Origin of the sequence: Shewanella sp. DC2-4 (genome assembly GCF_013248875.1) — a bacterium.
GTDB lineage: Bacteria > Pseudomonadota > Gammaproteobacteria > Enterobacterales > Shewanellaceae > Shewanella > Shewanella oncorhynchi.
The window spans coordinates 613,251-639,414 of record NZ_JABRVR010000002.1 but is presented as its reverse complement, the minus strand read 5'-3'; the positions used below and the strand labels follow the sequence as shown (position 1 = coordinate 639,414).

Sequence of the window (26,164 nt, the reverse complement as noted above, 5' to 3'; positions counted from 1 at the left end):
GAGTTTAGGCTGGTCAGGCCAGAAAATTGGCAAAGGAGTAACGAAGAGAAAATGCTCAAATATCTATGCAAACGAATGCAATATCCTCGGGTGAGATTCGCGTTGAAGGTTAAGCCTAAAAAATGAACATATTATGAACAAGATGATTCTCTCGTTAGCGACCAATGCTGATTTGTAGCCATAAACAGCCTACATAAAGAGTAACAAGAATATATACAGCAGAAATAACTAAATTCAATTTCCACAGACTCAACCAAAAACTCCCTTTAAAATAGGTACGTAGCCTTACTTCTGATTTGCATAATGTTAAAGAAGAAGGTACCAACATTAACGTAGAACAGCCAAAGGCTGGTAATACCATAAAAATCATGCCTAAACCCGCAGCCCCAGCAGAAGCTTCAGATGTTTGACCGTCAATAGATGCTAGCGTTATATATCCCAAAATGACGCCTGCGATGGCAAGAATAAAACCTAACAGTTGAAGAGTTCTCAAATTCGTCCTTGGTAACAAACAGCGTTTAAATTGACTTCTCGTAAAACCCTATCAGCTCAGCGATTTCGCTTAGATGGGTATCGACCCAAGCGCTACTGATCGGCCCCCAAGTGACTATGCGGTAATAACCTGAATTGTTACGGCTGCCTTCCTGCACAAACTCGACTCGAATACCTATATCCTCAAAAGCTGCGATAGCATCCTGTAAAGTTCGGCGAGGCATTCCGGTTAACTTATTGAGTGATAATAGATTATGGCGGTCATCATCCATTAAATGCGCCAAATATAACTTACGCAGAAACGCCTTATTTTGCTTTGAAACCTGTTGGGATGCTGGCATTGAAAGTGACATAGGATGACCTATCTGGAAACAAAAGTAATTATCATCAAAACTACTTTATATTCAGTCAATAAGGCAATAGCCAATGCTAAATACTTACGGTTCGCGACAAGATCATCAGATAACAAATCTGCACTTAAATCAAACGAAACGACTTGTCATCCTCCCCCAACAACTGTTATTTCTAATATCACTCAACACCTATGAAGAAAGGCTAAAATGAGCCAGACAATCACAGCAGACCAAATACTGACATTTTGGTTTGAAGACATTGACCCAAAGCTCTGGTGGATTAAAGATGTTGAATTTGATACCCAGATCAAACAGCGCTTCGAAGGTGTACTACTTCAAGCTAAACGGGGAGAACTTTCACATTGGCGAATCACGCCTCAAGGTCGATTGGCTGAGATAATAGTGCTCGATCAATTTTCCCGTAATATTTACCGCGATACGCCTGCCGCTTTCGAAGCTGATACCATCGCCTTAGTGCTCGCCCAAGAAGCCGTTGCCCAACGGGTCGATACCGCACTAAAATCCAAACAAGTCCCTTTTCTATTTATGCCCTATATGCACAGCGAATCGGCAACCATTCACCAAGTAGCAGTAAAACTGTTTAATCGCGAAGCTGCGATAACAAACCTAACGTTTGAACTGCGCCATAAAGTGATTATCGACAGGTTTGGCCGCTATCCACATAGAAATATTATCTTAGGCAGGGAGTCTACTGCGGAGGAAATTGCTTTTCTAACTGAACCGGGCTCATCCTTTTGAGCCTGTAATAGGTTAAAGCGTTAATGTGTATTTGATAAATAAAGCCGTGCTGAGTTCACAGACACACTACACTTACTCAAGAAAGTCATGGAATGACTTGGCGAGTATCAAACACAGTTACAAGTGTATACCGCGGAGGTGTTGGTAACTTATGGCGCATAAACTCAATAAGCCAAATAGCTCAGTGGCTCGTCGTAACCGCTATAAATTGATGGGGTTACTCATCCTATGCGGCGCTCAGCTCGGCCAAGCGGCTGAAATTAAGATAGGCGTCAGCCTGTCTATCCCGCCCTATGTCATCCAAGCAACAAATAGCGGGATCGAACTCGAATTACTTAACCAAGCCCTCGCCGTTAAAGGCCATACAGCTTCTATCCACTACTTACCACTGGCGCGCACTTTCCATGAACTCAGGGAGGGTAAACTCGATGGCATCATCAACATCAAAGAAGGAATGATTAACAACGTTTTTTATTCAAACGTTGCGATAACCTACCAAAACTGCGCCATTAGCCTAGAAAGCAATCAATTTAACATCAATAGCATAAACGATTTAAACAACAAACAAGTCGTCGCCTTTCAACGTGCATCATCGTTACTGGGGGAAGAGTTTGCCAACATGGTTAAGACCAATAGCGGCTACCAAGAACAAGCGAGGCAAGTGCAGCAGGTTTATATGCTGATGAAGCGCAGGGCCGATGTCGTTGTGATGGATAAAAATATTTTCAAATACTACTTAAAGCAGGCCTATCTTGAGGGCAAACTGACTGAGAAAGACTTAAAACAACAGGCGATTTGCCACCAAATATTCCCACCTACAGAATACAAGTTCGCGTTTCTCAGTGAACAAATTCGGGATGATTTTAATGCGGGACTCAAACAAATTACCCAAGATGGCAGCTTAGTGGCTCTGCAGGAAAAGTATCGACGCCTGATGTCATTTGACAATGAAGCAGAGGCGTCGACTAAGTTAACAGAACCTAAAATGATCAAAAATGATTCCTACTAAACTTATCCCATAGTGTTATTTCACCACCAACACCGGGCACTTAGCATACTTAACAATATCCTGTGTAACGTGGGGTTTTAAAAAGTCAGCTAAACCGCTGCTACCATGACTAGCGATAACCACCATGCCCACATCAACGGCTTCCGCTAAAATCTCATCAATAGCATCACCATGGCGCACGACTAACTTAATATTGAGCCCTTCGGTAAGGTTCTGCTGCATTTCCTGCTGCAAACTTTGCATTTTTGCATCAACGAAAGCTTTGAGTTCATTTTCCAATGTAGCGGGAATATCGACCGCAATACCATAACAATGGGCGCCACGGGCAGGGCTAGTCACATGCAACAACCGAATATCGACTTGATAAACATTTGCCATTTCAACCGCATATTTTAACGCATGGGCCGCAGTGGATGAAAAATCCGTAGGGCATAACACTTCTTGAGTACGCATAAGCTTATCCATCATTTGAGTTTTTAATTAAGCTAATTATTAAGGCCAAAATACCACTATTTTATAGCAGTTTGCTATGCTTCTTGCGTACCCATTTCAATTAATTATTCTTTATCAATCAAAAAGAAAGGACGCTATAAGCGCCCTTTGGATTTATAGAGTCAAAGCCAGTTACTTAACCACAAGCACAGGACAAGCTGCACCATTCGCCACCGCTTCTGAGACATTGGTGTGTAAAAAATGCGAAATCCCAGTTCGGCCATGGCTAGCAATTACTACCATGCCAATGTCTTTACTGTTGGCCTCTTCTAAAATTTGATAGACAGGATCGCCACGGCGGATCAAGGTAGTGATGGGAAGCTCAGTATTCAATCCATCCAATAGTGCTCGCATTTTAGTTGCCGCCGCTTCCTCCATGCTTTTAGCAAGTTCTTCAGGGGTAATAGATAGAATCATAAAGTTTTCATCACCGATCGGCTGTTCAACCACATGTAAAATTTTTAGCCCTACATGGTATAGATTAGCCATTTCAATGGCATAGCTCAGTGCATGGGCCGCAGTTTCCGAAAAATCTGTGGGCCAGAGTATTTGACCTGTACGCATAATTTGTACTCCTTCTATGGCGCGAATGGATTGCTGGGTGAATCTTTACGGCGCTGCTATAACGCCCGATTTAGCGCATTGGCAGACCACAAACTTCATCTCACAACCTTAGTCTCTTAGCCAAGCAACAGCATCGCCATTATCAACAAAAAACCTTACCTCAGCAGGCGTAAACCAGTTTGCCAATTTAGCCAACACTTCCTGCAAAGTCGTCTTACCGACGATGGCTATTTTCTCGAAATGACGAATATGCTTCACCCCAAGTTTGAGATCGTCCCAAGCGGCCTGTAGTTCCAAGCCTTCCAACTCGGTGACATCTACCAAGGCGAAGATATCAGGATCTTTCACCCCAGCTAATGCAGACTCCAACACAGGCACCATCATTTCGTAGTCTTGATGAGTTAAGGTACCGATAGCTTTAAAGGTAACGAAAAAATCATCATCACCGTAACGCTCAATACCAATCGAAATTCCGTGCTTTAACAATGCCATACATACTCCTTATGTAACAACCCTTGATTTAGTGTAAAAGCTAACGCCACAACAAGCCGTGATCTTGCTCAAAAATACACCAGATACCTTGCACCATCTCACTAAGCAAGCTAGGATAAACCGACTAATCAGTCGGTACTGATTTAATAAAAGACTCAATCTAGACGATTACTTAAATAAAGTACCGAATAAGACTCAGCCTACCATTTCCCTTGGAGCAACCACTATGAATATGGCCACCGAACACCTTAATACTTCGCCACTGACTCAGTTGCTCCAACGCCAACGCAGCAGTTATTTAGCGGCGCCGAATCCTAATTACGCTACGCGAGTGGAGCAATTAACTCGACTTAAGGCGGCCATACTGCAATTTCAAACACCCTTAGTCGAAGCCTTAAGCCAAGACTACGGCCATAGATCGATTGATGACAGCCTGATCTCAGACATTATGCCTGTCATCAACAACATCAATTACAGCTTGAAAAACCTCAAAAAATGGCTCAAGCCCAGCGCTCGCCATGCGGGCATCTTACTCGCACCCGCCAAAGTCACAGTGCATTATCAACCTTTGGGGGTGATCGGTATTATCGTGCCTTGGAATTTCCCCGTCATGCTGTCAATTGGCCCGCTAGTGACTGCTATTGCCGCGGGTAATCATGCCATGCTCAAAATGTCAGAATTTACCCCAGCGACCAACCAAGTGATCAAACGGTTATTGGCACAAGTCTTCGATGAATCCCACGTGGCGGTTGTTGAAGGTGAGGCGGACATTGCCGCCCAATTTTCTGCCCTGCCCTTCGATCATTTACTCTTTACAGGCTCGACCACAGTCGGCCGCCATGTGATGCGCGCCGCAGCGAATAATCTCACCCCAGTAACACTCGAATTGGGTGGTAAATCGCCTGTGATTATCGCCCCCGATATGCCGCTTGAGATAGCAGTAGAACGAATGATTTACGGTAAGTGTTTGAATGCCGGACAAATCTGCGTAGCCCCTGATTATGTGCTTTGCCCTAAAACCAAGGTGGATGACTTTATCGCCGCCTACCAAGCTAAGTTTAAGGCCATGTACGGCACCATTAACCACAATAAGGACTATGGCAGCATCATTAATACACGTCAGTTTGACCGCTTGATGACAGTGCTCGAAGACGCCAAAGCAAAAGGTGCCCGTGTTATTTCAGCAACTGACGAAGCCATAGATAGCCAACATCGTAAACTCGCAACTCAGTTGATAACTCACACCAGTGAAGACATGCTATTGATGCAAGAGGAAATTTTTGGCCCATTGTTACCGATTATTAGCTACGACACCTTAGATGAAGCGATTCAGTACATCAACCACAGAGCCAGACCCTTAGCGCTTTATGTGATGAGTTTCGATGAGCCAACTCAGCAAAAGATCCTCCAGCAGACCCATTCTGGCGGTGTTTGTATCAATGAAACCGTGTTTCATGTCGCCGCCGACGATGCGCCCTTTGGCGGAATAGGCCCGTCGGGCATGGGGCATTACCATGGCAAGGAAGGCTTTTTGACCTTCAGCCATGCTAAAACGGTACTCAGCCGTGGCCGATTCAACACAGGCAAATTTGTGCACCCGCCCTACGGCACTTTTATCCAGCGCATCTTAATGAAGCTATTTTTGCGCTAGTCATTGGGGGATAAATCTTGAATAAACCATCAACAACACAACCCATTAAAACCATGACTGATAAACGCCAAGCTATTCTCGATACTGCTTTAGCGCTCTTTGTCAGCCAAGGATTTCATGGCACGTCCACCGCCTCGATTGCGAAACAAGCAGGTGTAGCAACGGGCACCTTGTTCCATCACTTCCCTTCTAAGGAAGCCTTGATGGAATCTTTGTTTCTTACAATAAAACAAGAATTTGCCGATGCCTTACTGTTAAACACCCATAAGGGCAGCGATCTTAAACACAATGCCCTACAACTATGGCAAAGTGCGATAGATTGGTCGCTGGATAACCCTGTCAAACAACTGTTTTTTCAGCAATATTCAATGTCGCCCATGATTGCTGCTAAGGTGCGCGATCAAGCGATGAATAGCATCTTAGGCTTTATTAGCGAACTCATTAAGCAGGGACAAATGATGGGGCTAATCGCCCATTATCCAGTGGAATTGATGCTAGAAAACTGCCACGGCCAATATCTAGCAGCAACGCGTTTCTTTATCGATAATCCGCACTTGGGGACAGATAGAACATACCGCGATGCCAGTTTTGAACTGTTTTGGAAGGCCATGCAAACGGACTAAAATAGCCAAATATCAACTGACTGCTGCAATAACTGCAATAAAAAACCGAGTCAGCTTAACTGGCTCGGTTTTCTTTTTCGCTATCGCGACTAAGTGCTAAAGCAGAAGCCTGCTTTGCTCTAGCATCTAATACCGACTTTCAGGCACCTAGCCCTGACTCAACTCCTGGGCTTTTTCTGCTGGCTGCGCCACTTGAGTTGGGCTCCAGTAACCTTGTTTGATGCCCTTATCAATCAGCTCAGCGACCGCCAATTCAATGGCTTGTAATACGCAAAATTGCACTGGCTCATTGGTAGTAAAACCGACTTCAGCCTCAGCGAGTCGATTTAAACTCGTGTAACGGAACAAGCCCGCACGCATTTCTTGGGATAAAACACGTTTGCTGGTTGAGACCGACATCATGACTTTACCTGTGTGTACATCCACGGCGCGTAGATAAATGGTCACCAGATCTTCACGGTACATTTCAGAGGCGCCAATACCGTAGTATTCGACACCGCTACCACCAGTGCTAGTGTTGGTCTCATAACTAATCACCCCACCTTCGAGTAACAATCTGGCGGTGGATAATACGGGCACTTCATCGCCCTTAGTACCGCTCTGTTTGTTGCTGATCTTACGCTCGGTAAGCAAATTTTGTAGCCCTTCACGCTCAACGGGTGTAAACCATTTTGAGTCGAGCAAAGTCTGCATCAACATCGATGTTGCGCCCTGAGTAACCGCGGTCGAAAACGAACTCACGTTAGCCTGCGGCTTATATTGGCCAGTTTGATCGCGAAAGGAATACACGGCCACAGGGATAGGAAACTTAGGTCCTGGTTGAGTTTGCAGCCCACGCATCACCTCACTCAAGGGGTTAACCTCGGCAGCCGTGATATTTAAATCGGGTTTGGAGATCAGGCTACAGGCCGACACACTTAGCAGTAATAAACTCACTAACACTAGACGGGCCATTAGTTGACTCCTCCAAATGTCGGCATTTCAATCACAGTGACTTCACCGGTTTCAGTATTAGTAATAGTTAGCATCACGCCATTTCCCGTTGAAGCCACTTCAATCCGAAAATCACCTGTATCGTAAACACCATCGGTAATTTCACCATCAGCAACACCGCGGGTGATTGAGTTAATGATATTACGCTCTAGGGATTCTTTAAAACGGGTGACAAAGTCCTTCTCGGTCGAGGTAGATTTATTGTCATTCTGGGCTTGGGCTTTATTTAATAAGAAAGCCCCATTTTGTGGATTGCCGCCAAAACTGGGATTCACTGGCGTATAAATCAATTCAGTGGCTTGGCCACTGCTTGCCACACATAGCGTGACAAGAGCAAGTAACGTCCTGTATGTCATTATTATTATCCTAAAAGTCGTCCGATGTTCCTGAAAAATCACCTGTTATTGCATTGGCTCTGACTTGCGCTAAATAATCAATCGTAAGCAAAATCGCCTGCTCTGCGCTCTCTTTAATCGGATTTGCACGACGACCAAAATGGGTGGTGTAAATCCGAGTCCCGTTTACCTCTAAGGTTAAAACGGTTCCAGCCTGTGGAAACACTGTCTCATATAGAGTGACGTTAAAGCCTTGGGTAAAGGGCAATTCGCGCCAATAGCTTGAGTAGTAAAAGCCAAAGTCCTTACCAAACCGAGTCAAGGTTCTATCTATTACTAAGCCACTAATTTCAATGTCGTTATCGGCAATAGTGATAGGGGAAGCCAGCAGCAGGAATGGACATAAAACGTAAGTAAGCAGACGCTGTTTTAACTGTTTCACTTATCCCTCCTTAACCTTTTTAATCGAACCTTAAAAACCGCGCTAACCTCTGTTAGAACAAGGTGAGTTTTAACGCAAATTTTCGATAAAACAGGTTAACAGGGTTAAAGATCTCCCGTCATTACGCTAGGGGGCAAATTAGCCCGAAGAGCTAAGGTAAAAAGGCAAAAATAGCCCATTTGGCTAATACGCCAAGAGGCTGTTGAGGATAGGAGTTATGCATTAAACAAGCGGATAAGATAAGCAATAAAAATGCGACTTAAGAGTCGCATTACGGTGTTTATTCAAAACGCGAGCATTATTGTGGTAACCATAGTCGAACCAACAGGCCACCGTCACTGCGATTATGCATGCTAATACTGCCATCGTGGGCTTCGATAATTTCACGGCACAAAGGTAAACCTAAGCCTGTACCCGATTGTTTTGTTGAGTAAAACGGCAGTAGCGCCTGCTCTAATACTTCACCAGACATACCTGCGCCGCGATCCTCAATCACAATACTAAAACCTGCACCATCCACTAAGGTTTGATACCGAATCGACAGGGTGACATCCTCGGGGTTTGAGCCAGATTCATGGGCGTTTTTAAGTAAATTGAGGAGCACTTGCTCCATCTGTCCTTGATCGAAAAAACCATCAACCTCAGGTAACTCATGAATGAGTTTAAAGGGATAATGCTGAGTTAACTGGGCAGTAAATTGCGTCCAATTCACCTGACGCCGTTGCGGGAGCGGCAACTTAGCAAAACGAGCATAGTTGAAGATAAACTGGCTTAGATGGCTGGTGCGATTCTCGATGGTATCGAAAATTAAGGTTAGCTTGGGATTATCGATATCTTTGGTGAGCAGTCGGCCGGAGTTCACCATAGAGGCGATGGGCGCGACTGAGTTATTGAGCTCATGGCTAATAATGCGGATGACTTTTTTCCATACTGCCACCTCTTGACGATTGAGCTCGCGGGTCATCTGCTTGAGCAAAATCAAGTTATGCTGTTGGTTATTCAATAAAAATTGGCCGCGACTTAAATACCAAGTTTCCACATCATCTTCACCCATGGCGAAGAGTCCGTTCTTTTCATGTTTAAGCGCTAAGGCCAATACTTCGGGCAAATCCACCAGCAATTCATCTAAGCTCAAGCCTTCCATTCTGCCCTTTTTATGAAATAGGTGACGCGCCGCATCGTTGGCGTAAATGAGCCGCTGATGATCGTCCAGTAACAACATCACATTGGGAGAACTTTGAATCACCTTATCCAGTAATAACTCCCGCTGATAAATGTACTGCCTTTCTTGGCGCAATTTTGCCGCCGAATGGTTAAATAACTGCGCTAAGGTTTTGAGCTGACCTTCGCCATGTTCAGGAATACTCACACTAAAGTCATTATCACTAAAATTTAGCAAGCCGACTTCAAGGGAATCTAAACTGCGGCCGAGATGTCGAGTCAACCAAGCAATACCTAAACCACAGACAGCACAAGCGAGAAGCAACACGATCAAACCTTCACCTAAGGTCAAACTCGAGACACGCTCTCCCTTAGCTATCTCAGCGGATATCGCAGGAGATACAGGTGCTTTGGGCGGTAAAATGGATAGCGGTTCTACACGTAAAGGCTCAACCACATGAGGAATAGAATTAAACAGCCCTTCTTTAAGTTGTTCTAACTTGAAGAGTTTTATTTGTAACTGCTCTTGTTTAAGTTGTTCAAGCTTTTGCAGCTCGGCTTTAATCTGCTCGGCCCTCTGGTGCGCTTGCATCGCCGCAGCCTCCTGCAATTGCTCACTATTGTTAAGGGCGAGTTCGATGGAGGCGACCGTTTTCTCAAGCTCTGCAAAATCCAGTTGCACATTCACATCAGGGATTTCAATCGTGTTAGACGTGGCAACAGACGAAGCATCGGGTGAGATATACTTCACCAAAGCAAAACTCAGCAAGACGCCAAAGGCGCAGCAAGCCATTGAAAAAATGATAAGTTTAGTTCGAATTAACACTCAGATTCCTTAATCGATAGCCTTTACCCTAGCATCTGCACTTAGCCTATGACTTATCTAAACCAAACTTGTCCATCCGCCGATACAGCGCTTGGCGACTGAGTCCAAGCGCTTTTGCCACCCGAGCAATTACGCCATGATGCTGTTTTAACGCCGCTTCGATATCTTCTCGGCTCACGTCTATCGCCTCATTGGCATCTGACACTTGGGCACGAACAGACTCATGATAAAATGCGGTATTTACGGGGATGGAAGCGGGCGAATAAACAGGCAGAGGATCAGACTGTCTCAAGCCAGATAGCCGCGACTCAGATACAGCCGAAACACTGGAAGCCGATTTGATGACACTCGCAACAGTCGCCAAACCAAAGTCAGCTTCAGTCAACACATGGCTTTGCGCCAACAATACGGCTCGCTTACAGGCGTTTTCAAGCTCGCGCACATTTCCCGGCCAGCGGTGCTGTAATAACGCCTGCAACGCAGGTTTACTCAAGCTAAAATCGCTGCCAATAAAATGCTGCACTAAAGGTAAAATATCATCGATGCGTTGATTCAGCGGTGGCAATGCCAGTTCAATCACGTTTAAGCGGTAAAACAAATCCTCACGGAATCGCCCTTCAGCGATATCTTGGGCCAGATCCGCATTGGTCGCACTGATCACCCGCACTTTTACTTTCTGGGTTTTATGGCTTCCTAAGCGTTCAAATTCGCCGGTTTGTAGCACCCGCAATAATTTCACTTGCCCAGACAAAGGTAAATTGCCAATTTCATCTAAAAACAGCGTGCCGCCGTCTGCCGCTTCGAAACGGCCAATACGCGCTTTAGTCGCGCCAGTAAAAGCGCCCGCCTCGGCACCAAACAGCTCGGCCTCTAATAAATCCATCGGCAAGGCGCCGACATTAACCTTAATAAAAGGTTTGTTTTTTAAGGGTGAATTGGCGTGGAGAATATCGGCAAGCTTGTCTTTACCCGCGCCATTGGGGCCAGTGATCAAGACCGACACATCGGAGCGTGCCAGTTGCAAGGCTAAGTCAATACAACGTTGCATAGCACCGCTACCAAAGACAATACCGCAGAGATCCGCATCGGCGATCGCCACTTGGCGTTGATGATTCACCCGCTCCAAGCGGTGGTTAGCACGGGAGAGTTTATAAAGCGCAATCAGATTAGTGATGCTATTGAGTAGCTTAGCGTCATCCCAAGGTTTGCCCATATAATCGGCAGCGCCCGCTTTGACTAATTCAACAGCCGTTTCGAGCTGGGTCCACGCCGTCATCAAAATAATCGGCAAATCCCCTTGGCGTTCGCGCAGGGCGTAAAACAGCTGCCGACCTTCCTCACCCGAGGTGGTATCTCGGGTAAAGTTCATATCTTGGATCACTAAATCCACATCTTGCGTCGTCAATAACCCAAGGGCGTCCTCTGGGCTATGGCAAATCAGCACCCGATAATCATTGAGTTCTAGCATCAAACCTAGGGCTTGGCAGATGGCATGATTGTCATCGACGATAAGGATAGTATCCATAAGTGTGAGTGTTGTCCTAAGTAAAACTGTTAACCGTAAAGTAACAAAAAGTGCAATAACATCCTATTGTTATCGCACTTTTGTCGCGCTTTTATCGCACCTTGAGTGACATCAAATATTCAGTTATACGCTGCGAGTTGCGGTTGCTGGCGAAATATTTGCCGCTTTACGCGCTGGCAAGTAAACCGCTAACGTGGTGACAATAAACAAACCTGCCACAGTAATTAGTGGGTAGCTTAAGTCCAACATAGGCAAGCTATAGATTTTCATCAACTGTTGGCCTAACTGTATCGCTAACAAGCCGCCAAGCACGCCTCCCGCTAAGCAAATCAAATAATTCTCCACGAGGAAGTAACTGATAATATCGCGCTTTTTAGCACCCAATGCGCGGCGGGTACCTATCTGCTTAGTGCGGCGCTGGATATTAAACATCACCATGCCCGTTAAACCGAGCGAGGTGATAAGCAATAACAACACCACCATCATAGTTAACACAGTAATCATCAATTTATGATCTCGGTATGAGCTATCTTTTAAGGCCTCGATTGACTTAAAGCCATCGAGCACTCGGTTTGGATTCTCAGCCAGCAGCGCTTTTTTTATCGCGTCTTTAAGCTCGGCGTGAAACTCAGGTTTGGCCCGTACCATGTAAGAACTGCTGCCATAATCCACATTTTGAATCACACTATTTTCAAGGCTAGAACTGTCAATCCACGCGCCTTGCAGTTTTTCGACTACGCCAATCACAGTGATCTGCGCATCCTTACCTTCGTACAATACTTTGCCAAGTGCGGATTCATCAGGCCAAATGGCTTTCGCTAACGTACTGGAGATGATCGCTAATCGGCTAGGGCTATCGAGGTTATCCTTAAGTTCATGGGGGTAAAAGTTACGCCCCTCAATCAGCTTAATTCCTAAGGTCTCAATGGTGTGATCTGTCCCTAAATACATGGCAAATTGCGGTGTCGATTTAGCGCTATCTGGGTCGGGGCCCAGATTTAACGTGCTCGACCAGCCGCCACCGCTTAACGGCAACATATTGGTTGAGGTCGCATCAATCACATTGGGCAGCCCCCGCAAAATTTGCTGATCAATTTTGTTTTGCGCGGTTTTATCAATCAATGGATCGAAGTTGAACAAGCTAAAGGTCAAGACTTCTGACTCTTTAATCCCCGAATCACGCTGCATCAGGGCTAAACGCTCTTGAATAATAAAGCTCGCATTCGCCACAATCGCCACAGACAAGATAATCTGAATAAGCAGTAAGACTGGACCGCTTTTACTGCGCAATAAACTGCTGAGAATAGGTTTAATATGCAACATAATGAGTCCCTTACTGGCTTTTCAGATAAACACTAGGTTTAGTGCGACACACCACCCATGCGGGATACAAGCCAGCCAACAAGGCTGTGCCTACCGCAATACTTGGGGTGATAATCCACATACTCGCCGATAAATGGGTTAACCCCTTCGCGACCTCAAACTGGGCCGATAACCCATAAAGCGAAGCGTAGGCCCAAGCGAGTCCCAGCAAACCACCGAATAAGCCAATCATGCCCACTTCCACCATGTATTGAGCGAAGATTTGGCCACGGCTAGCACCAATGGCGCGACGCACTCCCACTTCGGGTGCGCGCTTGAGGAACTTTGTCAGCATTAAACCTAATATATTGACTAAACAAACACTTAAAAACAGCGCACTCAAGCCAACCAAGATTTTATTGTCTTCGGGCACCACATGATTGTATTCAAGCCAAGTTGCCACATCGGATACTTTGACTGAGTCAGCGGCAGATTTATTATCCGTAAAACGGCCTAGGGCTTTTTGCTCCGCTACATAATTGCTGAGCCAAGAACGGTAACTGGCTACTGCGTCTTTATTTGGTAACTCAACCCAATACAGCAGCCACACTTTTTCAGAGTTAAGGCGATCACTGTAACTATTCATCGTCTCAAACTTCCAACCCGACGTGTTACCCCATACATCAAACTCTTCGATAGGCGTCAGCGAAAACGGCACAAAAATTTGTTCCGTGTCGTTAAAGGCACCGTTAGTGGGATCATAATATTTAGGCTTAGGATCCCAAGCATCAATCACCCCCACCACTTGATAAGGTTTACGATTAAGATAGATAACTTTGCCAACACTGTTTTGACCCGCAAACAACTTTTGATTGAGTTTATCGTTAATCACCACTTGATAAGCAGGTTCAGTGTCGACGGATTTATCCCACGCATTACCGTACAAAAATGGCACGTCAAACAGCTTAAAAAAGTCACTGTCCGTCACCCGAATGCTTTCTAAAATAGGCGCAAAATTGGCATCCTCCGTTTGCACTGCCATCCCAGTGCGAAACATCGCAGCTTGGCTTTTAGGTAAGGTATTGTTGCGCAGATTCATCGCGTCTTGGTAAGTCACTAACGAGTTTAACTCATCCCAAGAATCAGGACCTTGGCTCCAAAGCTGTACCGCATTTAACTCATCAGAGCGTTCACCCGCAGGATTAAATGACATCATCTTGTACACGTTTAACGTAGTAATCGTGATACCAATACCAATCGAAATCGCCAACACCATTAACAGCGACAGCACCGGGGTTTTCTTAATGCTGCGCCAAGCTAAATCAACATAATAAAAGAACATAATGCATATCCTTAACGGTCGGCGTTGGCGACAAGTTTGTCGATATCAGTCGCAGCAGTGATGTCACTGACATGTCGATGACCTTGATGATACATAGTAAAATCACACACTTGACCATCGACAATTTGAATGTTGCGTTGGGCGCGGCGAGCGAGTTCAGGATCGTGCGTCACCATGATAATGGTCGTGCCCGCTTGATTGATATTTTCGAGTAATTCCATCACTTGACGTGCCATTAGGCTGTCGAGGTTTCCCGTAGGTTCGTCGGCGAGCAGGAAACGTGGCTCCCCCGCCAAAGCACGAGCAATCGCCACCCTTTGTTGTTGTCCACCCGACAACTGAGTAGGTAAATGTTGGAGCCGTGAAGCTAAGCCCACTTGCTCTAATGCCTCTTGTACACGACGTTGACGCTCCTTGGCATTAAAACCACGATAGCGCAGCGGCACTTCAATATTCTCAGCTAAGTTAAGATCGGGAATTAAGTTAAAACCTTGGAAAATAAAGCCAATTTTTTCATTCCGGATAGTGGCGCTCTTGTTATCGCTCAAGTTAGAGACGTTAATCCCATCGAGAAAATAGTCGCCGTGGGTAAAACCTTCGAGTAAACCTGCAATATTTAAAAAGGTGGTTTTACCCGAGCCAGAAGGACCTGTGACTGCGACAAATTCGCCTTCGTTCACCTCGAGGTTAAAATCGCGCAGGGCGTGGGTTTCTACTAAATCCGTTTTAAAAACCTTGCTCACATTCTTCATTGATAACATGTTAATTTCCTTTAAATAATCAAATCTATTTTGGCGCCTAGACTCTGCGTCTACACCTTAGGCATCGACTCATGTACGACCGTAATCAGCACACCTTTATCAGCCAAAGAATGGCTCAACGACACATTCTAAAAACCACATAAAAGCGCCCAGCATAAGGTTGGCAGTTTCGGTTGAAACCTCACCCACTTGGCGAAACTCATCCAAAGGATTACTCCATTCCAACAAATTGAGTCCGAGGAAAAACCAGCTATTGGCCTCACCGATACTTAGTTCCACCGCAACCACCAGTAATAATAAGGCTAGTACTCCAAACACTTTGGATGACATCAACATGCTGATATCAAATTGTTTATCACGCATATCCGGCTCCTATTCTTATCCATGTCGCAGCAGGTTTCGTCATTCACCTTGATCACTGCGCTGTTAAATTCATCAGATTGGTTGTTTAATAATTTACGAATATCGGTCATCAATGAATTCTGACCTGTTCGGCGTGATTAAAAGGGTCGACACTTGAAATAACCCACTCATCTCCGGCTTTGCCACCATCAAGCACTTCGACTTGGCTCAGGCTAGTACTGCCGAGCTTAACCTCACGACGGCTGGCTAAATCGCCCTCGACTTGATAAGCCACATTACCTCCACCGCTGGTCATAAAGGCGCCGCGTTTTACCATAAGAACATTGGGTCTGTGCTCTAATAACACTCGGGCCGAGATGCGTTGATTCTGGCGCAGTGTTAGGCTGTCGCTTTGGTCAAATTGCACCCTAGCGGTCACTTCACGGTTACGCACTTCAGGGGAAATCGACGATAACTTGCCCATTAACTTAATACTGCCAAAACTCAACTCGACTTCCATGCCTAAACCCAGATCATCCGCATAGGACTCAGGCACGGCTAACTCAGCCTCATAGGCGCTTAAATCCACGACGGTTAAAATCGGTTGGTTAGCGCTAAGACGGGTTTTCTGCTCGGTAATCCAGTTACCGATAATGCCGTTAACAGGTGCAACAATATTCAAGGCATCGACTTGGCGTTCTAATTCACGCACCGCGAGAGTTTGACGCTCAACTTCTAGGGCTTTATTTTTAATCTCAAAGGTTAACGTATCTTTCGTTAACGCAACTTCTTGCTCTGCATGCTTAAACTTCAGCTTGGCTTTGTGTAAATCATCTTTGCCCTTTTCATAATCAATCTGGCCAATAAGCTGACTTTGAATCAGTTCCTCTCCGCGTCGGCTTTCCCTATCCGCCGCTTCAAGATCGACCGTTGCGATATCTAAGGTTTGATAAGCTTGTAATTGATCGCGTCTTGCATCCAACTTAGCGCGCTCTAATGCACTCTCCATACCCGCTAATAGGGACTTGGCTTGCTCTAGCTGATTAGTGAGTCTTGGACTATCAAGTTTGGCGACCACATCGCCCTTATTAACAGTATCGCCAGGATTGCTGAGCAGAGTCACAGTACCTTCCTCTGTGCTATACAAAATAGGCGCATTGGCCGCCACGATTTTACCTGTGGTCGCCACATCGCGGGTTAACGTTCCAACGAAGAGTTTTGCGGTAGTGATGTCGCTGCGGCTTAAGGATTTGCTCACGCTATCAGTGCCCAAGCTCGCCCAAACTAAGGCGCTGACTAATAAGGCGCAACCGCCAATGATCAGCGGTAACTTAAGACGTTTAGAGGTCGATGGCACAAGTACTGTATCTTGGCCGCTAGTATCTTTAATCATGGCTTTACTCGCTTCCCTGTTGGAATCATCAGTGCCGGAACGTATCAACGGACACTATTGGAAATCTCTACCCTAGAGTTAGCAAAGCCTATGCCAAACAAGTAAAATCATATTATTTCAAAACGTTAACAAAAAATTGCAGATAAAAGTGTCCGCGGACACTGGCGCTTTCATTTAAAAGTGTCCGCAGCAGAGAAATGAAAAGTGTCCGATTGAAAAAAAGCAGTTCCTAGATTCTAGGGTCTAGAAATCTAGATTTATTAACCAAAACAGCCGAGTTTCCCTTTACAGTAAAATCCTTGCCACATAAGATCCCGCCACCCTCGCAGCAAAAACGATCAAAAGAAAACCCTATGACCACAATAACAATCACTCGCCCAGACGACTGGCATATTCATTTAAGAGACGCCGCCCAGCTTAAAGATACAGTGCGCGATATCAGCCGCTATATGGGCCGCGCCATCGTGATGCCAAACTTAGTGCCCCCCGCTATCGATACCGAAACCGCACTGGCCTATTACGATCGCATTAAAGCGCAAGTGCCCGCGGGCTCACAATTCGAACCTTTGATGGTGTTGTATTTAACCGACAAAACCAGCCCAGATGAAATCCGCAAGGCCAAAGCCTCGGGTAAAATTGTCGCCGCTAAACTCTACCCAGCGGGCGCGACGACTAACTCAGATTCCGGCGTAACCGATGTTAAAAACATCTATCCCGTACTCCAAGCCATGCAAGAAGTCGGTATGCTGTTTTTAGTCCACGGTGAAGTCACAGATTCAGCCATTGATATTTTCGACCGCGAGCGTGTCTTTATTGAAAATATCCTCAGTAAAATTGTCGCCGATTTCCCAGCGCTTAAAATCGTGCTTGAGCATATCACCACCAAAGATGCAGTTGATTTTGTCACTCAAGCCTCAGACAATGTGGCCGCGACTATCACGGCCCACCATTTACTGTATAACCGCAATCACATGCTGGCAGGCGGTATTCGTCCGCATTTTTACTGCCTGCCGATTTTAAAACGCAACACCCACCAGCAGGCGTTGTTAGGTGCAGCGGCAAGCGGCAGCAAGAAGTTTTTCCTCGGTACAGATTCAGCGCCACACGCCAAGGATAAGAAAGAAGCGGCCTGTGGCTGTGCGGGTTCGTACACGGCTCATGCCGCCATTGAGCTGTATGCCGAAGCATTTGAGTCGGTCAATGCGCTGGATAAACTCGAAGCGTTCGCAAGCTTTAACGGCCCTGACTTTTACCATCTACCACGCAATACCGATACCATCACGCTGGTCAAAAAGTCATGGGATGTTCCTGCAACTTACCCGCTTGGCGATACTAACGTCGTGCCTATTCGTGCTGGAGAAACCATTGATTGGCAAGTTGAGTAAGCCTTAAGTCTTTAACATCAAGTCGCCTACGGGCGACTTTTTTATCAGATTTTGATTTTTAATCCACAATCGGTCAGTATCCTGCGCTTAGAATACGGCCCTTACTTATCACCTTTTAAGAGAAAATCAGTATGCCCACAAGGATATTATTCTCCGTTTTATCTTCAAGCCTGTTGCTGACCGCCACGATCTCTTTGCCGACCTTTGCGGCCAATGAACTCACAGGGATCTGGCAGGGACAGTTAGGTAAAAGCAAGGTCAGAATTTGTTTTAATCAATATGGAACAGGCAGTTATTACTATCAACGCTACTTAACGCCGATAAGACTCGAGCAGCAAGATGAACTGTGGAAAGAAGAAGGCAATACAGGAAATTGGCAGTTTGATAGTGTCACGCCACAAAAACTGAGCGGCCATTGGTTTAAAGATACCGCGAGTAAATCGTTACCAGTGCAACTTGAGCGAGAAATCAGCCCAGATAAGGTCGAGGATTGTGGTGCCGATGCTTACAATCTACCGCTAGAAACCACGCCAAAACTCAGCCGAGGTAAATGGCAAAGCTACGAAAATATTGAGTATCGCCCGCTGACGTTTGGCACAGATGTAGGTATCGAATTTAAAGGCCCACAAACGGGTATATTGACAATTAATCAATGGCTTGAACATAAGCTCACCGATGAAGCCCAACTAGCACAAACCTTTGACACTCGCCGCAGAATGCTGGCACAAATGGGCAGTTTTGTAACTGACGAAACCTTTGCCGAACCGATTTTTATTAATCAGCATTGGCTCAGTGTGCGCCTATATCGCTGGGCGGCAGGTTATGGCGCCAATGGTATCAGCCAAGAATTTGTGAGTTTCTCCCTTAACGACGGCAAACCTTTCCACCCATGGCAATGGTTTCTCGCCGATACTCAACCACAAAGCATGCTCGAGGGTATGAGTCATCCTTTACCCCCAGCATTAAGGGACAAATTGTTTGCTGGCAAAGCACCGGACGCAGAATGCCCCACATCCGACGGCTCGGGATATTACCAGCTCACCCTCGAGCCAAAGGGCATCAAATTCTGGGAAACGCCCCGCGGCGATGGCTGTGAAAATGAGTTTATCCTCAGCCCGCAAGAAGCCATGCCCTATGCCACCCAATGGGGAAAAACACAGCTTAAGATATTGGAATAGTGTACTTAACTGAGAAAATATTAGAGGGAAAGAAAGCAGTCATGGCGATGATAGTAGTGCGATGATAGTAGCGCGACGACAAGCACTCTTTCCCTCCCGACACAGCAATCCATTTCGAGCTAATTCATTTCAGTAAGGAATCATCTTTGAGCAATTTAACCGCAAAAATAGCGACACCCGAGGCCTTAGTGCAAGCTCAGCTTGAAGCATAATATTTGAGCAAGGAGTGCCTACTACCTTGAAAAACACCGATGGTAGGTGTGAGAGCATTGAGAATTATAGATAAAAAAGGAGTTATCGATGAAGGAAATAGATTTTAATCAATTGCAAAATATAAATGGGATCTATTATGAAATAGATACACAAATACCTTTTACTGGGAAAAGTAAAAGGTATTATGAAAGTGATGATTGTGACGGATATAGGGAAATAACTTATAGAAATGGTCTAGAAGACGGTCCTTTTAAAACATATGATGAAGATGGTTTGCTATTGTTCGAAGGATCTTATAAAAATGGGTTAGAAGAAGGCCCTTACAAAAAATATTATGAAAATGGCGGAGTGGAGAAGGAAGGAAGTTATAGAAATGGATTAGAAGAAGGCCCTTACAAGATATTTTATAAAAATGGCGCTGTAAGGCTTGTAGGGAATTATAATAATGGATTAGAAGATGGTCCTTATAATAGATATTATGAAAGTGGGAGGATATTGAGAAAAGGAACTAAGAAAAATGGACTTCCAGAAGGAATTTGTGAATCATATTATGAAAATGGTCAATTGTGGGGAGTGGTTTTCTGTAAGGATGGTAAGCAGGAAGGCCTTTCTAGATATTATTATGAAAGTGGTCAGTTGTGGTGGGAGATGACGTATAAAAGTGGTTTGGAAAATGGCCACTCTATACATTATTATGAAAATGGAAAGGTCAATTGTGATGCAATTATTGAAAATAATCTAAAAGAAGGTCCATATAAGCGATATTATGAAAGTGGTCAATTGATGGAGGAAGGGACTTATAAAAATGACTTATTAGAAGGAGTCCTTAAAAGCTATGGTGACGATGGGCAATTAGCATCTGAAGAGATTTATAAAGATGGTCAATTAATCATGGTAAAAAATAAATAAAATTTAAATCTGCAATTCACTGAACCAGACTTATCTCGTCTGGTTCCCAGGGTAATCGCGTGAATGTTCATATTTTGTCCGCCTTGGCAAGTCCAGCCATTAATATCTTTTCAAGAAATGCGGTTTTCATCCAAGCTCGATTTCTTTTGGTCACTAGACTCGGCTTGCTCGGCTAGGCATTGAGCATATAAGCGAAAGTCAGGACTCCCATAACTCTTTTTCTGCTTTATTATCAATATTATCAAGACATCCATTGTTCATAGCCTGTACCTTAAGCATCTAAATGTGCCCATATCAACTCTAAGCTATTGTCGTGCTTTGTTTTTGACTGCTTGCTGCGATAACATTTGGTGGTAATAAATTCTATTGCCCAACTCAGATCGGCCTTGAACTGCGTATTACCACGCATGGCAGTAAAAAAAGCGGACAGCCATGAATTTTTTAAGAATCAACCATCTGACATACACAGGGATTAACCCAAATTAAGCACTACCATGGAAGTGACCATCCGTGGCATGGTCGCTTATTCACATCCATGTGATCGCGACATTATTATGTCCTATACAGCAGATTCCATTCTCGAGCATACATGGACGACTATTTTAAAACCAAAGTCGGCGTGTCACTAGAATGATAGTGCTTAATGGTTATGGGAATTAAAGCTCCACCAATATTTACAAACGCACGAAGGATTAAGTTGGCATCCAAACTAAACTGCGGACAAAACTGAGTATTCATGATCTCACCCAGCGGTAGATAGCATTAACTCACCAAAAGATTTTTTGTTTACGAAAAAGTCTTAACCAAACATATCCTCATTGATCAAAATAAGCTGAAAGAGCAAAATGCGCCTCTTGAAGCCGTATGCCAATTCGACTAACGCTCCTGTGTCTATGGCAAAATTAAATGTGTTGATTATGTGAAGGTAGGTGCAATGGATAGCTCAATATTAGTTTTTGATTCAGGTTCAGGTGGACTTACCGTCGCGGCCGAAATAAAAAAGAGAATCCCCAACATACGGCTGAGTTACGTCTCTGACGCTGGCTTTTTCCCGTACGGAAAAAAGCCACACGATATACTTAAAAAGCGAATTTTAGACGTTATATCCAAAGCAAGCTCACTGACTCAACCCGATATCATCGTTATCGCCTGCAATACAGCGAGTACCATTGCGCTAGACTTACTTCGTGCTGAACTCAATCTACCTATTGTCGGCGTTGTCCCTGCGATAAAACCTGCCGCTTCGTTATCAAAATCAAAGGTAGTGATGGTACTTGGCACTCACACCACGGTGAACTCAGCTTATGTTAAGATGCTGATCACGAATTTCGCCACAGAATGTAAGGTTTTAGTAGAAGACTCTGAAGTGCTGGTTCTCGCCTCAGAGCAAAAACTTCTCGGCAATGGGCTTGATCCCGACATTGTAACTCAGGAAATTCAGCGTATTTTTAGCAAACCCGATGCGTTTAATACCGATGTATTAGTGCTGGCTTGTACTCACTTTCCACTTATCAATGCAGAAATCAAAAATGCCCTTCCCCACCACGTTACCGTCATTGATTCTGGATTCGCCATTGCTAATCGAACGCACTCATTGTTGAAAATCGAACACCAAGCGTGTAGCCCGATACTCGATCCAGAAATAACGTTTTACACCACTGGGAATGTAGATTCAGAACAAGCGAAACAAAGCAAAATTGAAGCACTGCTTCAGTGCTCCATTAAATTTAAGCAGCTGTTATTGTAATATTTTTAACTCATTTTCTTTTAAAACCCGTTTTCAAAGAAATCTAAATGATTACCCTAAAAGACACCCACGAAATAAATGCTATGTACCATCGCTGATTGTTAAATATTGGATCTTAACAGGCCGCTATTGCGGCCTTTTTTGTATCAGCTACTTCCTGAAGTGCTTGTCTTCGCATAAAATTCGGCCCGTTTACTGGTGCGCATGAGGCGCAAGTTATCGGTGTAAAAGGTGTAGTTAAATGGAACTTTCGATTCGCAGTTTATTCACTGCAGCGGGCATGATGTTGTTATCCTCTTTAACGGTTATTCCTGCGGCAAGCGCTGCGGGCAAAGCCGTCCATCCCACTGTCGATTTACCAAATGGCCAATGGCTTAATTTTCACCAAAAAGACAATCAAGTGTGGAGCGAAATGTCCGACGGCGATGCGCCCGGCGTACATCTTGATGATTATGGTACGGCTGAAATTGTGGCCGTTTTTTACTATGACTTTGATAAGGGTGGCGACAAAGAAGTCGTGGTCATGCTTAAAGATGCTGATGGCCAGCATTTACGGGGTTATGGTTTTGAGGATTCAAAGCTCACTAAGCTGCCACGCCTTCAAGTTGTGCTGGATGAAGTCGCCCCGACGTTATCGTCATTTACCGTCAGCGACACCCGCAAAGTGTTAAACCAAATTCCGCCGCAGCAATATCGCATGACCTATGATGTTGAGGCGATTGAAGATCCTGCCATTAAAGCGATTATCGATGGATCAACCAAGCTCAAACCAACCTTAATCGGCTATCGCAATGCTAAAGGTTTACCCGCCGATGTGAAAACCGCGGACGAATATAAATTACGTTATCCCCTCACCCGCAAAGATAAAGATGCCCAAGGCCGCGAGCATCAATACAGTTTAGTGACCCACTTTTATCGCAATGATTATCGCGAACAACAGGGCAGTTTTGTGTTGGTGAGCGTTGTCTTTGAAGCCGATGATGTGAACTGGCTAAACAGCGGTGAGGGTGAGATCCCAAAAACGGGCCCAGCTTATGATTATATGAATCTCGGTGGTTCTTGGGCTGGACTTGCGCTTGAAAGTCATTATGCCCAAGGTGTGCTCGATGGCCCCTATATCGCCTACGATAACCGTAATGCCAATATCATGTTGAATGGTCAGTACAAACAAGGCAAAAAAGTCGGTAAATGGATGGAGGCTGACGGCCAAGCAAGCTATTGGGAAGGTGAATATCTTGACGGCAAAAAGCAAGGTAAATGGATTGCACAGTCCATGTTCGATGAGGCAGATAACTACGGTTTTGCCCATTACAATCAAGGAGTGCTCGATGGCCCATATGAAATCTATGAGCCCGAATATGGCGCAGACACAGGTGATAAGCGATTGTCTGAAAAAGGCATTTATCGCAACGGCGTCAAAGACGGTGAATGGCTTGAGAGCAATGGCAATAAAGGTCACTATCAAAACGGCATTAAACAAGGCCCTTGGGTAGATAAAGTCTCGCTTGGCGAATACCGCAACTATGTGGGTAACGGGGCTTACCTTGATGGCAAGCGCACTGGCCCTTGGGTATTTAAAACTGACAAGAAATCACGGATCGAAGTGACTTATCTCAATGGATTACGCGAAGGTGAAGAAAAACTAATCAGCGATGAAAATGTGCTCTTTGCCAATAAGCATTATAAGCAGGGCCTGCTCGATGGTCAGAGTATTTGGTACTCAGCACAGGATGTTGCCAGTGGCATTAGGCACTATCGCAAAGGTGAGTACCATGGCATGCAGGCGATTTTTGATCCTAACCATAATCACCGGCTTATGGAGTTAAGTCATTATGAATATGACGAAACCCTGCCCGTCAAGCCCTCCCAAGACGAGTGCATAATGCGAGAAAATCCCTATAGCAATGACTGTAAGGACATACTGAATGCCCCTTTTAGAAATACACCATCGATTAAGCATGGGAAACAATATTATTATGATAGTAAAGGAAAATTATACAAATTTTCTGATTATCATCATGGCAACCTCATCAAAGAATATGAATTCGATGAAGAGGGACATGTCCAAAAGCTGCAAAATAATGAACAGGGGCAAGACAGTCAAATCAGCATCCGCTACAAGAAGGATGGCGGTTATTCAATGTCCAATTACAGCGACAATGAGCAACGTGGCTGGACATATGAAATCGATAACAAGGATCGATTACTGTCCCTGAAGTATTACCACGATGGTGACAAAAAGGGGTTTACCATCCGCTATAACACAGATGGAAGTTATGCGATTACAGAAAGGTAAACATTAATATCGAACATCAGGCACTGCTTATCCTTTTATCCTAATGGTTAACTCAAGACCTTGAAGACAATTACCAGCAAAAAGGCAAAGTTTAAAGTTGGGATATAGGGTAATGCGGATGCCCTTGATTAAATTGACCTATATAAGTCTAATTAAAGTGCGCTTTATTCAGGCTAAGTGAAAATGGTTATTTTACCAATCACTTAGTTTGTTCTTGTTAATAGATGTAATGGTGCGTCATCACTTAAATAAATATCATCCACCAGATATAGCTTATTGGTACGGATCATCTGACGAATCGCCTCAACATAGGCGTGACCACGCTCCGAATATCGGTCTAACGTCCCTGCAAGTGCAGAGCCTGTCACAGCTTGATTAGCTTGTCTTGATTGGGCACGAAAATCTCGCATCTTCTGATAAGCATTATGGGTATTCAAATTCAACAAATACCCTTCTACTGAAGCAAATGGTGTATCGAATCGTGCTAAACCATAATTGCCTAAACCTTGGCGCTTTTGCCTAGGTTCCATACCATTACCCTTGAAATCCCACTGCCCAAATAATGCATTACCTTCACGGGCAAATCGCGATGTGCCCCAACCGCTTTCTTTTGCCGCTTGAGCTAACACTAACGATGGTGGCAGGATATCCACCCTTTCAAGTAGCATTTGTCTTTGGGCTTCTAACAGCGGTTTATCTTCACTGCTTATTACTTTGTACTTTACCCCTAAGGCTAATAACGCAATATCATCGAGGGGGGCAGACATAATGACCTGTCTTTCTTGTAAAATTTTCTCATTCGCCAATAAGACTAAAGGGGCAATCATCCTAAGAAACACCATTTTCTTTTGCTTCACCGGGAGTAGGCTTGACACTGAACTCCAGCCCTCTCCCACGGCATCAAAGGTCAATCTAGGGACCGATTTATTACCATCACGAAAGCTTTCTGGCGTGTAATTAAGCGAGTCAAACAAGCCCATGAGTTCATCGAGAGAACTGATATTCAGACTCAGTTGTTTAATCTCTGGATTATCTAAGGATGACTGCTCAAGCATTTTTGGGGATGAGAAATGTTCAGCAACCGTTGGATTGGCAACAGCACCTTGATTCGCTTGCGCCAGGGAAGTCGTCATCAGTTTTGGCAAACTCTGCATATGATGCAGAGCACTCTGACTGGCAACTAAAGGATTGGAAGCCGTCTGAGACTGAAAGCTAAGAGTATCAACTGGCAGCCTATTTGAAATCAGCTTAGTTACTCGCGTTTCTTGCACATACACCGAAGAGCATAAAACAGACAAAGCAATGAGTACGAGCATAGCAACGGGAAGCTTAAACTTTATAAACATGGTATCTCTTTAACTAAGGTAAAACGGTTGCAATGGGATTAGCCAATACATCGGGGGCGTAAGGTAACAGTAAAAACCTGACTGTTTGCTTAATAGATATACAAAATGGCCTATTAGGATCATTTTATTAAGGAGAATAGGACGAGCGCCTTCTTGGCCGCCTCTTGACCCAATGTCAGCAATTAAATCCAACACCTTGATTTATTTAAACTCAATATGAAAATAGCGAGCGT

25 protein-coding genes are annotated in these 26,164 nt (G+C 44.7%); 9 read left to right on the top strand and 16 right to left on the bottom strand.

Features of this window, described 5'->3' with window-relative positions; translation table 11 throughout:
• Positions 1 to 154: 154 nt before the first annotated feature.
• Both HQQ92_RS03420 and HQQ92_RS03415 read right to left on the bottom strand, forming a co-directional pair.
• A complete protein-coding gene (locus HQQ92_RS03420; RefSeq protein WP_173243162.1) occupies positions 155 to 493 on the bottom strand; it encodes a carbon starvation protein CstA in 339 nt (112 codons plus the stop codon).
• A 25-nt stretch (positions 494 to 518) separates the two neighbouring features.
• Positions 519 to 845 (bottom strand): winged helix-turn-helix domain-containing protein, encoded by a 327-nt coding sequence (locus tag HQQ92_RS03415; RefSeq protein ID WP_028761704.1) that lies wholly within the window; start codon positions 843 to 845, stop codon positions 519 to 521.
• 207 nt (positions 846 to 1,052) lie between these two features.
• Between HQQ92_RS03415 and HQQ92_RS03410 the strand changes: the two genes are divergently transcribed.
• Both HQQ92_RS03410 and HQQ92_RS03405 read left to right on the top strand, forming a co-directional pair.
• Positions 1,053 to 1,604 carry a DUF924 family protein gene (locus HQQ92_RS03410; protein ID WP_173243159.1) on the top strand — a complete coding sequence of 184 codons (552 nt, stop codon included), beginning with the start codon at positions 1,053 to 1,055 and terminating at the stop codon, positions 1,602 to 1,604.
• 151 nt (positions 1,605 to 1,755) lie between these two features.
• The gene (locus tag HQQ92_RS03405; RefSeq protein WP_173243155.1) at positions 1,756 to 2,613 is read left to right on the top strand and encodes an ABC transporter substrate-binding protein; all 858 of its coding nucleotides are present in this window, start codon (positions 1,756 to 1,758) and stop codon (positions 2,611 to 2,613) included.
• A gap of 15 nt (positions 2,614 to 2,628) precedes the next feature.
• Here the strand turns inward: HQQ92_RS03405 and HQQ92_RS03400 are convergent, their stop codons facing one another.
• The 3 genes from HQQ92_RS03400 to HQQ92_RS03390 all read right to left on the bottom strand — a co-directional run bounded on the left by HQQ92_RS03400 (position 2,629) and on the right by HQQ92_RS03390 (position 4,161).
• Positions 2,629 to 3,066: a universal stress protein gene (locus HQQ92_RS03400; protein WP_028761701.1), complete on the bottom strand. Its 438-nt coding sequence runs from the start codon at positions 3,064 to 3,066 to the stop codon at positions 2,629 to 2,631.
• A gap of 171 nt (positions 3,067 to 3,237) precedes the next feature.
• On the bottom strand, positions 3,238 to 3,669 hold the full coding sequence (locus tag HQQ92_RS03395) for a universal stress protein (RefSeq protein WP_028761700.1): 432 nt from the start codon (positions 3,667 to 3,669) through the stop codon (positions 3,238 to 3,240).
• Between the two features lie 108 nt (positions 3,670 to 3,777).
• Positions 3,778 to 4,161 (bottom strand): STAS/SEC14 domain-containing protein, encoded by a 384-nt coding sequence (locus HQQ92_RS03390; RefSeq protein ID WP_028761699.1) that lies wholly within the window; start codon positions 4,159 to 4,161, stop codon positions 3,778 to 3,780.
• A gap of 226 nt (positions 4,162 to 4,387) precedes the next feature.
• On the opposite strand from HQQ92_RS03390, the gene HQQ92_RS03385 reads away from it, so the two are divergent.
• Both HQQ92_RS03385 and HQQ92_RS03380 read left to right on the top strand, forming a co-directional pair.
• Positions 4,388 to 5,812 (top strand): coniferyl aldehyde dehydrogenase, encoded by a 1,425-nt coding sequence (locus tag HQQ92_RS03385; RefSeq protein ID WP_173243152.1) that lies wholly within the window; start codon positions 4,388 to 4,390, stop codon positions 5,810 to 5,812.
• Positions 5,813 to 5,829: 17 nt separating this feature from the next.
• On the top strand, positions 5,830 to 6,435 hold the full coding sequence (locus tag HQQ92_RS03380; protein ID WP_173243149.1) for a TetR/AcrR family transcriptional regulator: 606 nt from the start codon (positions 5,830 to 5,832) through the stop codon (positions 6,433 to 6,435).
• Between the two features lie 147 nt (positions 6,436 to 6,582).
• Here HQQ92_RS03380 and HQQ92_RS03375 read toward each other — a convergent pair whose 3' ends face one another.
• From HQQ92_RS03375 to HQQ92_RS03330, 10 genes are all read right to left on the bottom strand, one after another.
• Positions 6,583 to 7,389 carry a CsgG/HfaB family protein gene (locus HQQ92_RS03375; RefSeq protein ID WP_105251644.1) on the bottom strand — a complete coding sequence of 269 codons (807 nt, stop codon included), beginning with the start codon at positions 7,387 to 7,389 and terminating at the stop codon, positions 6,583 to 6,585.
• Positions 7,389 to 7,784, bottom strand: a complete 396-nt coding sequence (locus tag HQQ92_RS03370; RefSeq protein ID WP_106649655.1) for a curli assembly protein CsgF — start codon at positions 7,782 to 7,784, stop codon at positions 7,389 to 7,391. Before HQQ92_RS03370 ends, HQQ92_RS03375 begins: the two co-directional genes overlap by 1 nt.
• A 10-nt stretch (positions 7,785 to 7,794) precedes the next feature.
• Positions 7,795 to 8,205, bottom strand: a complete 411-nt coding sequence (locus HQQ92_RS03365) for a curli production assembly/transport protein CsgE (protein WP_131523186.1) — start codon at positions 8,203 to 8,205, stop codon at positions 7,795 to 7,797.
• Between the two features lie 298 nt (positions 8,206 to 8,503).
• On the bottom strand, positions 8,504 to 10,192 hold the full coding sequence (locus tag HQQ92_RS03360) for an ATP-binding protein (protein WP_173243146.1): 1,689 nt from the start codon (positions 10,190 to 10,192) through the stop codon (positions 8,504 to 8,506).
• Between the two features lie 46 nt (positions 10,193 to 10,238).
• Positions 10,239 to 11,717, bottom strand: coding sequence for a sigma-54 dependent transcriptional regulator (locus tag HQQ92_RS03355; protein WP_173243143.1), 1,479 nt, complete (start codon positions 11,715 to 11,717; stop codon positions 10,239 to 10,241).
• A gap of 123 nt (positions 11,718 to 11,840) precedes the next feature.
• A complete protein-coding gene (locus HQQ92_RS03350) occupies positions 11,841 to 13,040 on the bottom strand; it encodes an FtsX-like permease family protein (RefSeq protein WP_173243139.1) in 1,200 nt (399 codons plus the stop codon).
• Positions 13,041 to 13,050: 10 nt separating this feature from the next.
• Positions 13,051 to 14,361 (bottom strand): ABC transporter permease, encoded by a 1,311-nt coding sequence (locus HQQ92_RS03345; protein ID WP_173243136.1) that lies wholly within the window; start codon positions 14,359 to 14,361, stop codon positions 13,051 to 13,053.
• 11 nt (positions 14,362 to 14,372) lie between these two features.
• The gene (locus HQQ92_RS03340; RefSeq protein ID WP_173243133.1) at positions 14,373 to 15,122 is read right to left on the bottom strand and encodes an ABC transporter ATP-binding protein; all 750 of its coding nucleotides are present in this window, start codon (positions 15,120 to 15,122) and stop codon (positions 14,373 to 14,375) included.
• A gap of 99 nt (positions 15,123 to 15,221) precedes the next feature.
• Positions 15,222 to 15,485, bottom strand: coding sequence for a hypothetical protein (locus HQQ92_RS03335; RefSeq protein ID WP_105251637.1), 264 nt, complete (start codon positions 15,483 to 15,485; stop codon positions 15,222 to 15,224).
• 109 nt (positions 15,486 to 15,594) lie between these two features.
• Complete coding sequence (locus tag HQQ92_RS03330; protein ID WP_173243130.1) at positions 15,595 to 16,857, bottom strand: efflux RND transporter periplasmic adaptor subunit; 1,263 nt, start codon at positions 16,855 to 16,857, stop codon at positions 15,595 to 15,597.
• 353 nt (positions 16,858 to 17,210) lie between these two features.
• Here HQQ92_RS03330 and pyrC point away from each other — a divergent pair, with 353 nt between their 5' ends.
• The 5 genes from pyrC (at position 17,211) to HQQ92_RS03305 (ending at position 24,585) form a co-directional block, all read left to right on the top strand.
• The gene (pyrC, locus tag HQQ92_RS03325) at positions 17,211 to 18,242 is read left to right on the top strand and encodes a dihydroorotase (protein ID WP_173243127.1); all 1,032 of its coding nucleotides are present in this window, start codon (positions 17,211 to 17,213) and stop codon (positions 18,240 to 18,242) included.
• Positions 18,243 to 18,373: 131 nt separating this feature from the next.
• Positions 18,374 to 19,420, top strand: a complete 1,047-nt coding sequence (locus tag HQQ92_RS03320; RefSeq protein WP_173243124.1) for a hypothetical protein — start codon at positions 18,374 to 18,376, stop codon at positions 19,418 to 19,420.
• A 300-nt stretch (positions 19,421 to 19,720) separates the two neighbouring features.
• Entirely contained in the window at positions 19,721 to 20,542 is an 822-nt protein-coding gene (locus HQQ92_RS03315; protein ID WP_173243121.1) for a toxin-antitoxin system YwqK family antitoxin, read from the top strand.
• A gap of 934 nt (positions 20,543 to 21,476) precedes the next feature.
• Complete coding sequence (gene murI / locus HQQ92_RS03310; RefSeq protein WP_173243118.1) at positions 21,477 to 22,289, top strand: glutamate racemase; 813 nt, start codon at positions 21,477 to 21,479, stop codon at positions 22,287 to 22,289.
• 241 nt (positions 22,290 to 22,530) lie between these two features.
• Positions 22,531 to 24,585: a toxin-antitoxin system YwqK family antitoxin gene (locus HQQ92_RS03305; protein ID WP_173243115.1), complete on the top strand. Its 2,055-nt coding sequence runs from the start codon at positions 22,531 to 22,533 to the stop codon at positions 24,583 to 24,585.
• Positions 24,586 to 24,788: 203 nt separating this feature from the next.
• Here HQQ92_RS03305 and HQQ92_RS03300 read toward each other — a convergent pair whose 3' ends face one another.
• Positions 24,789 to 25,931 (bottom strand): glucosaminidase domain-containing protein, encoded by a 1,143-nt coding sequence (locus HQQ92_RS03300; protein ID WP_254306297.1) that lies wholly within the window; start codon positions 25,929 to 25,931, stop codon positions 24,789 to 24,791.
• Between the last annotated feature and the right edge of the window lie 233 nt (positions 25,932 to 26,164).

Excerpts from the sequence above, each read along its gene's own strand:
- HQQ92_RS03415 (WP_028761704.1), bottom strand. The coding sequence starts at position 845 with ATGTCACTTTCAATGCCAGCATCCCAACAGGTTTCAAAGCAAAATAAG.
- HQQ92_RS03410 (WP_173243159.1), top strand. The coding sequence starts at position 1,053 with ATGAGCCAGACAATCACAGCAGACCAAATACTGACATTTTGGTTTGAA.
- HQQ92_RS03405 (WP_173243155.1), top strand. The coding sequence starts at position 1,756 with ATGGCGCATAAACTCAATAAGCCAAATAGCTCAGTGGCTCGTCGTAAC.
- HQQ92_RS03400 (WP_028761701.1), bottom strand. The coding sequence starts at position 3,066 with ATGCGTACTCAAGAAGTGTTATGCCCTACGGATTTTTCATCCACTGCG.
- HQQ92_RS03395 (WP_028761700.1), bottom strand. The coding sequence starts at position 3,669 with ATGCGTACAGGTCAAATACTCTGGCCCACAGATTTTTCGGAAACTGCG.
- HQQ92_RS03390 (WP_028761699.1), bottom strand. The coding sequence starts at position 4,161 with ATGGCATTGTTAAAGCACGGAATTTCGATTGGTATTGAGCGTTACGGT.
- HQQ92_RS03385 (WP_173243152.1), top strand. The coding sequence starts at position 4,388 with ATGAATATGGCCACCGAACACCTTAATACTTCGCCACTGACTCAGTTG.
- HQQ92_RS03375 (WP_105251644.1), bottom strand. The coding sequence starts at position 7,389 with ATGGCCCGTCTAGTGTTAGTGAGTTTATTACTGCTAAGTGTGTCGGCC.
- HQQ92_RS03370 (WP_106649655.1), bottom strand. The coding sequence starts at position 7,784 with ATGACATACAGGACGTTACTTGCTCTTGTCACGCTATGTGTGGCAAGC.
- HQQ92_RS03355 (WP_173243143.1), bottom strand. The coding sequence starts at position 11,717 with ATGGATACTATCCTTATCGTCGATGACAATCATGCCATCTGCCAAGCC.
- HQQ92_RS03350 (WP_173243139.1), bottom strand. The coding sequence starts at position 13,040 with ATGTTGCATATTAAACCTATTCTCAGCAGTTTATTGCGCAGTAAAAGC.
- HQQ92_RS03345 (WP_173243136.1), bottom strand. The coding sequence starts at position 14,361 with ATGTTCTTTTATTATGTTGATTTAGCTTGGCGCAGCATTAAGAAAACC.
- HQQ92_RS03340 (WP_173243133.1), bottom strand. The coding sequence starts at position 15,122 with ATGTTATCAATGAAGAATGTGAGCAAGGTTTTTAAAACGGATTTAGTA.
- HQQ92_RS03335 (WP_105251637.1), bottom strand. The coding sequence starts at position 15,485 with ATGCGTGATAAACAATTTGATATCAGCATGTTGATGTCATCCAAAGTG.
- HQQ92_RS03330 (WP_173243130.1), bottom strand. The coding sequence starts at position 16,857 with ATGATTAAAGATACTAGCGGCCAAGATACAGTACTTGTGCCATCGACC.
- pyrC (WP_173243127.1), top strand. The coding sequence starts at position 17,211 with ATGACCACAATAACAATCACTCGCCCAGACGACTGGCATATTCATTTA.
- HQQ92_RS03320 (WP_173243124.1), top strand. The coding sequence starts at position 18,374 with ATGCCCACAAGGATATTATTCTCCGTTTTATCTTCAAGCCTGTTGCTG.
- HQQ92_RS03315 (WP_173243121.1), top strand. The coding sequence starts at position 19,721 with ATGAAGGAAATAGATTTTAATCAATTGCAAAATATAAATGGGATCTAT.
- murI (WP_173243118.1), top strand. The coding sequence starts at position 21,477 with ATGGATAGCTCAATATTAGTTTTTGATTCAGGTTCAGGTGGACTTACC.
- HQQ92_RS03305 (WP_173243115.1), top strand. The coding sequence starts at position 22,531 with ATGGAACTTTCGATTCGCAGTTTATTCACTGCAGCGGGCATGATGTTG.
- HQQ92_RS03300 (WP_254306297.1), bottom strand. The coding sequence starts at position 25,931 with ATGTTTATAAAGTTTAAGCTTCCCGTTGCTATGCTCGTACTCATTGCT.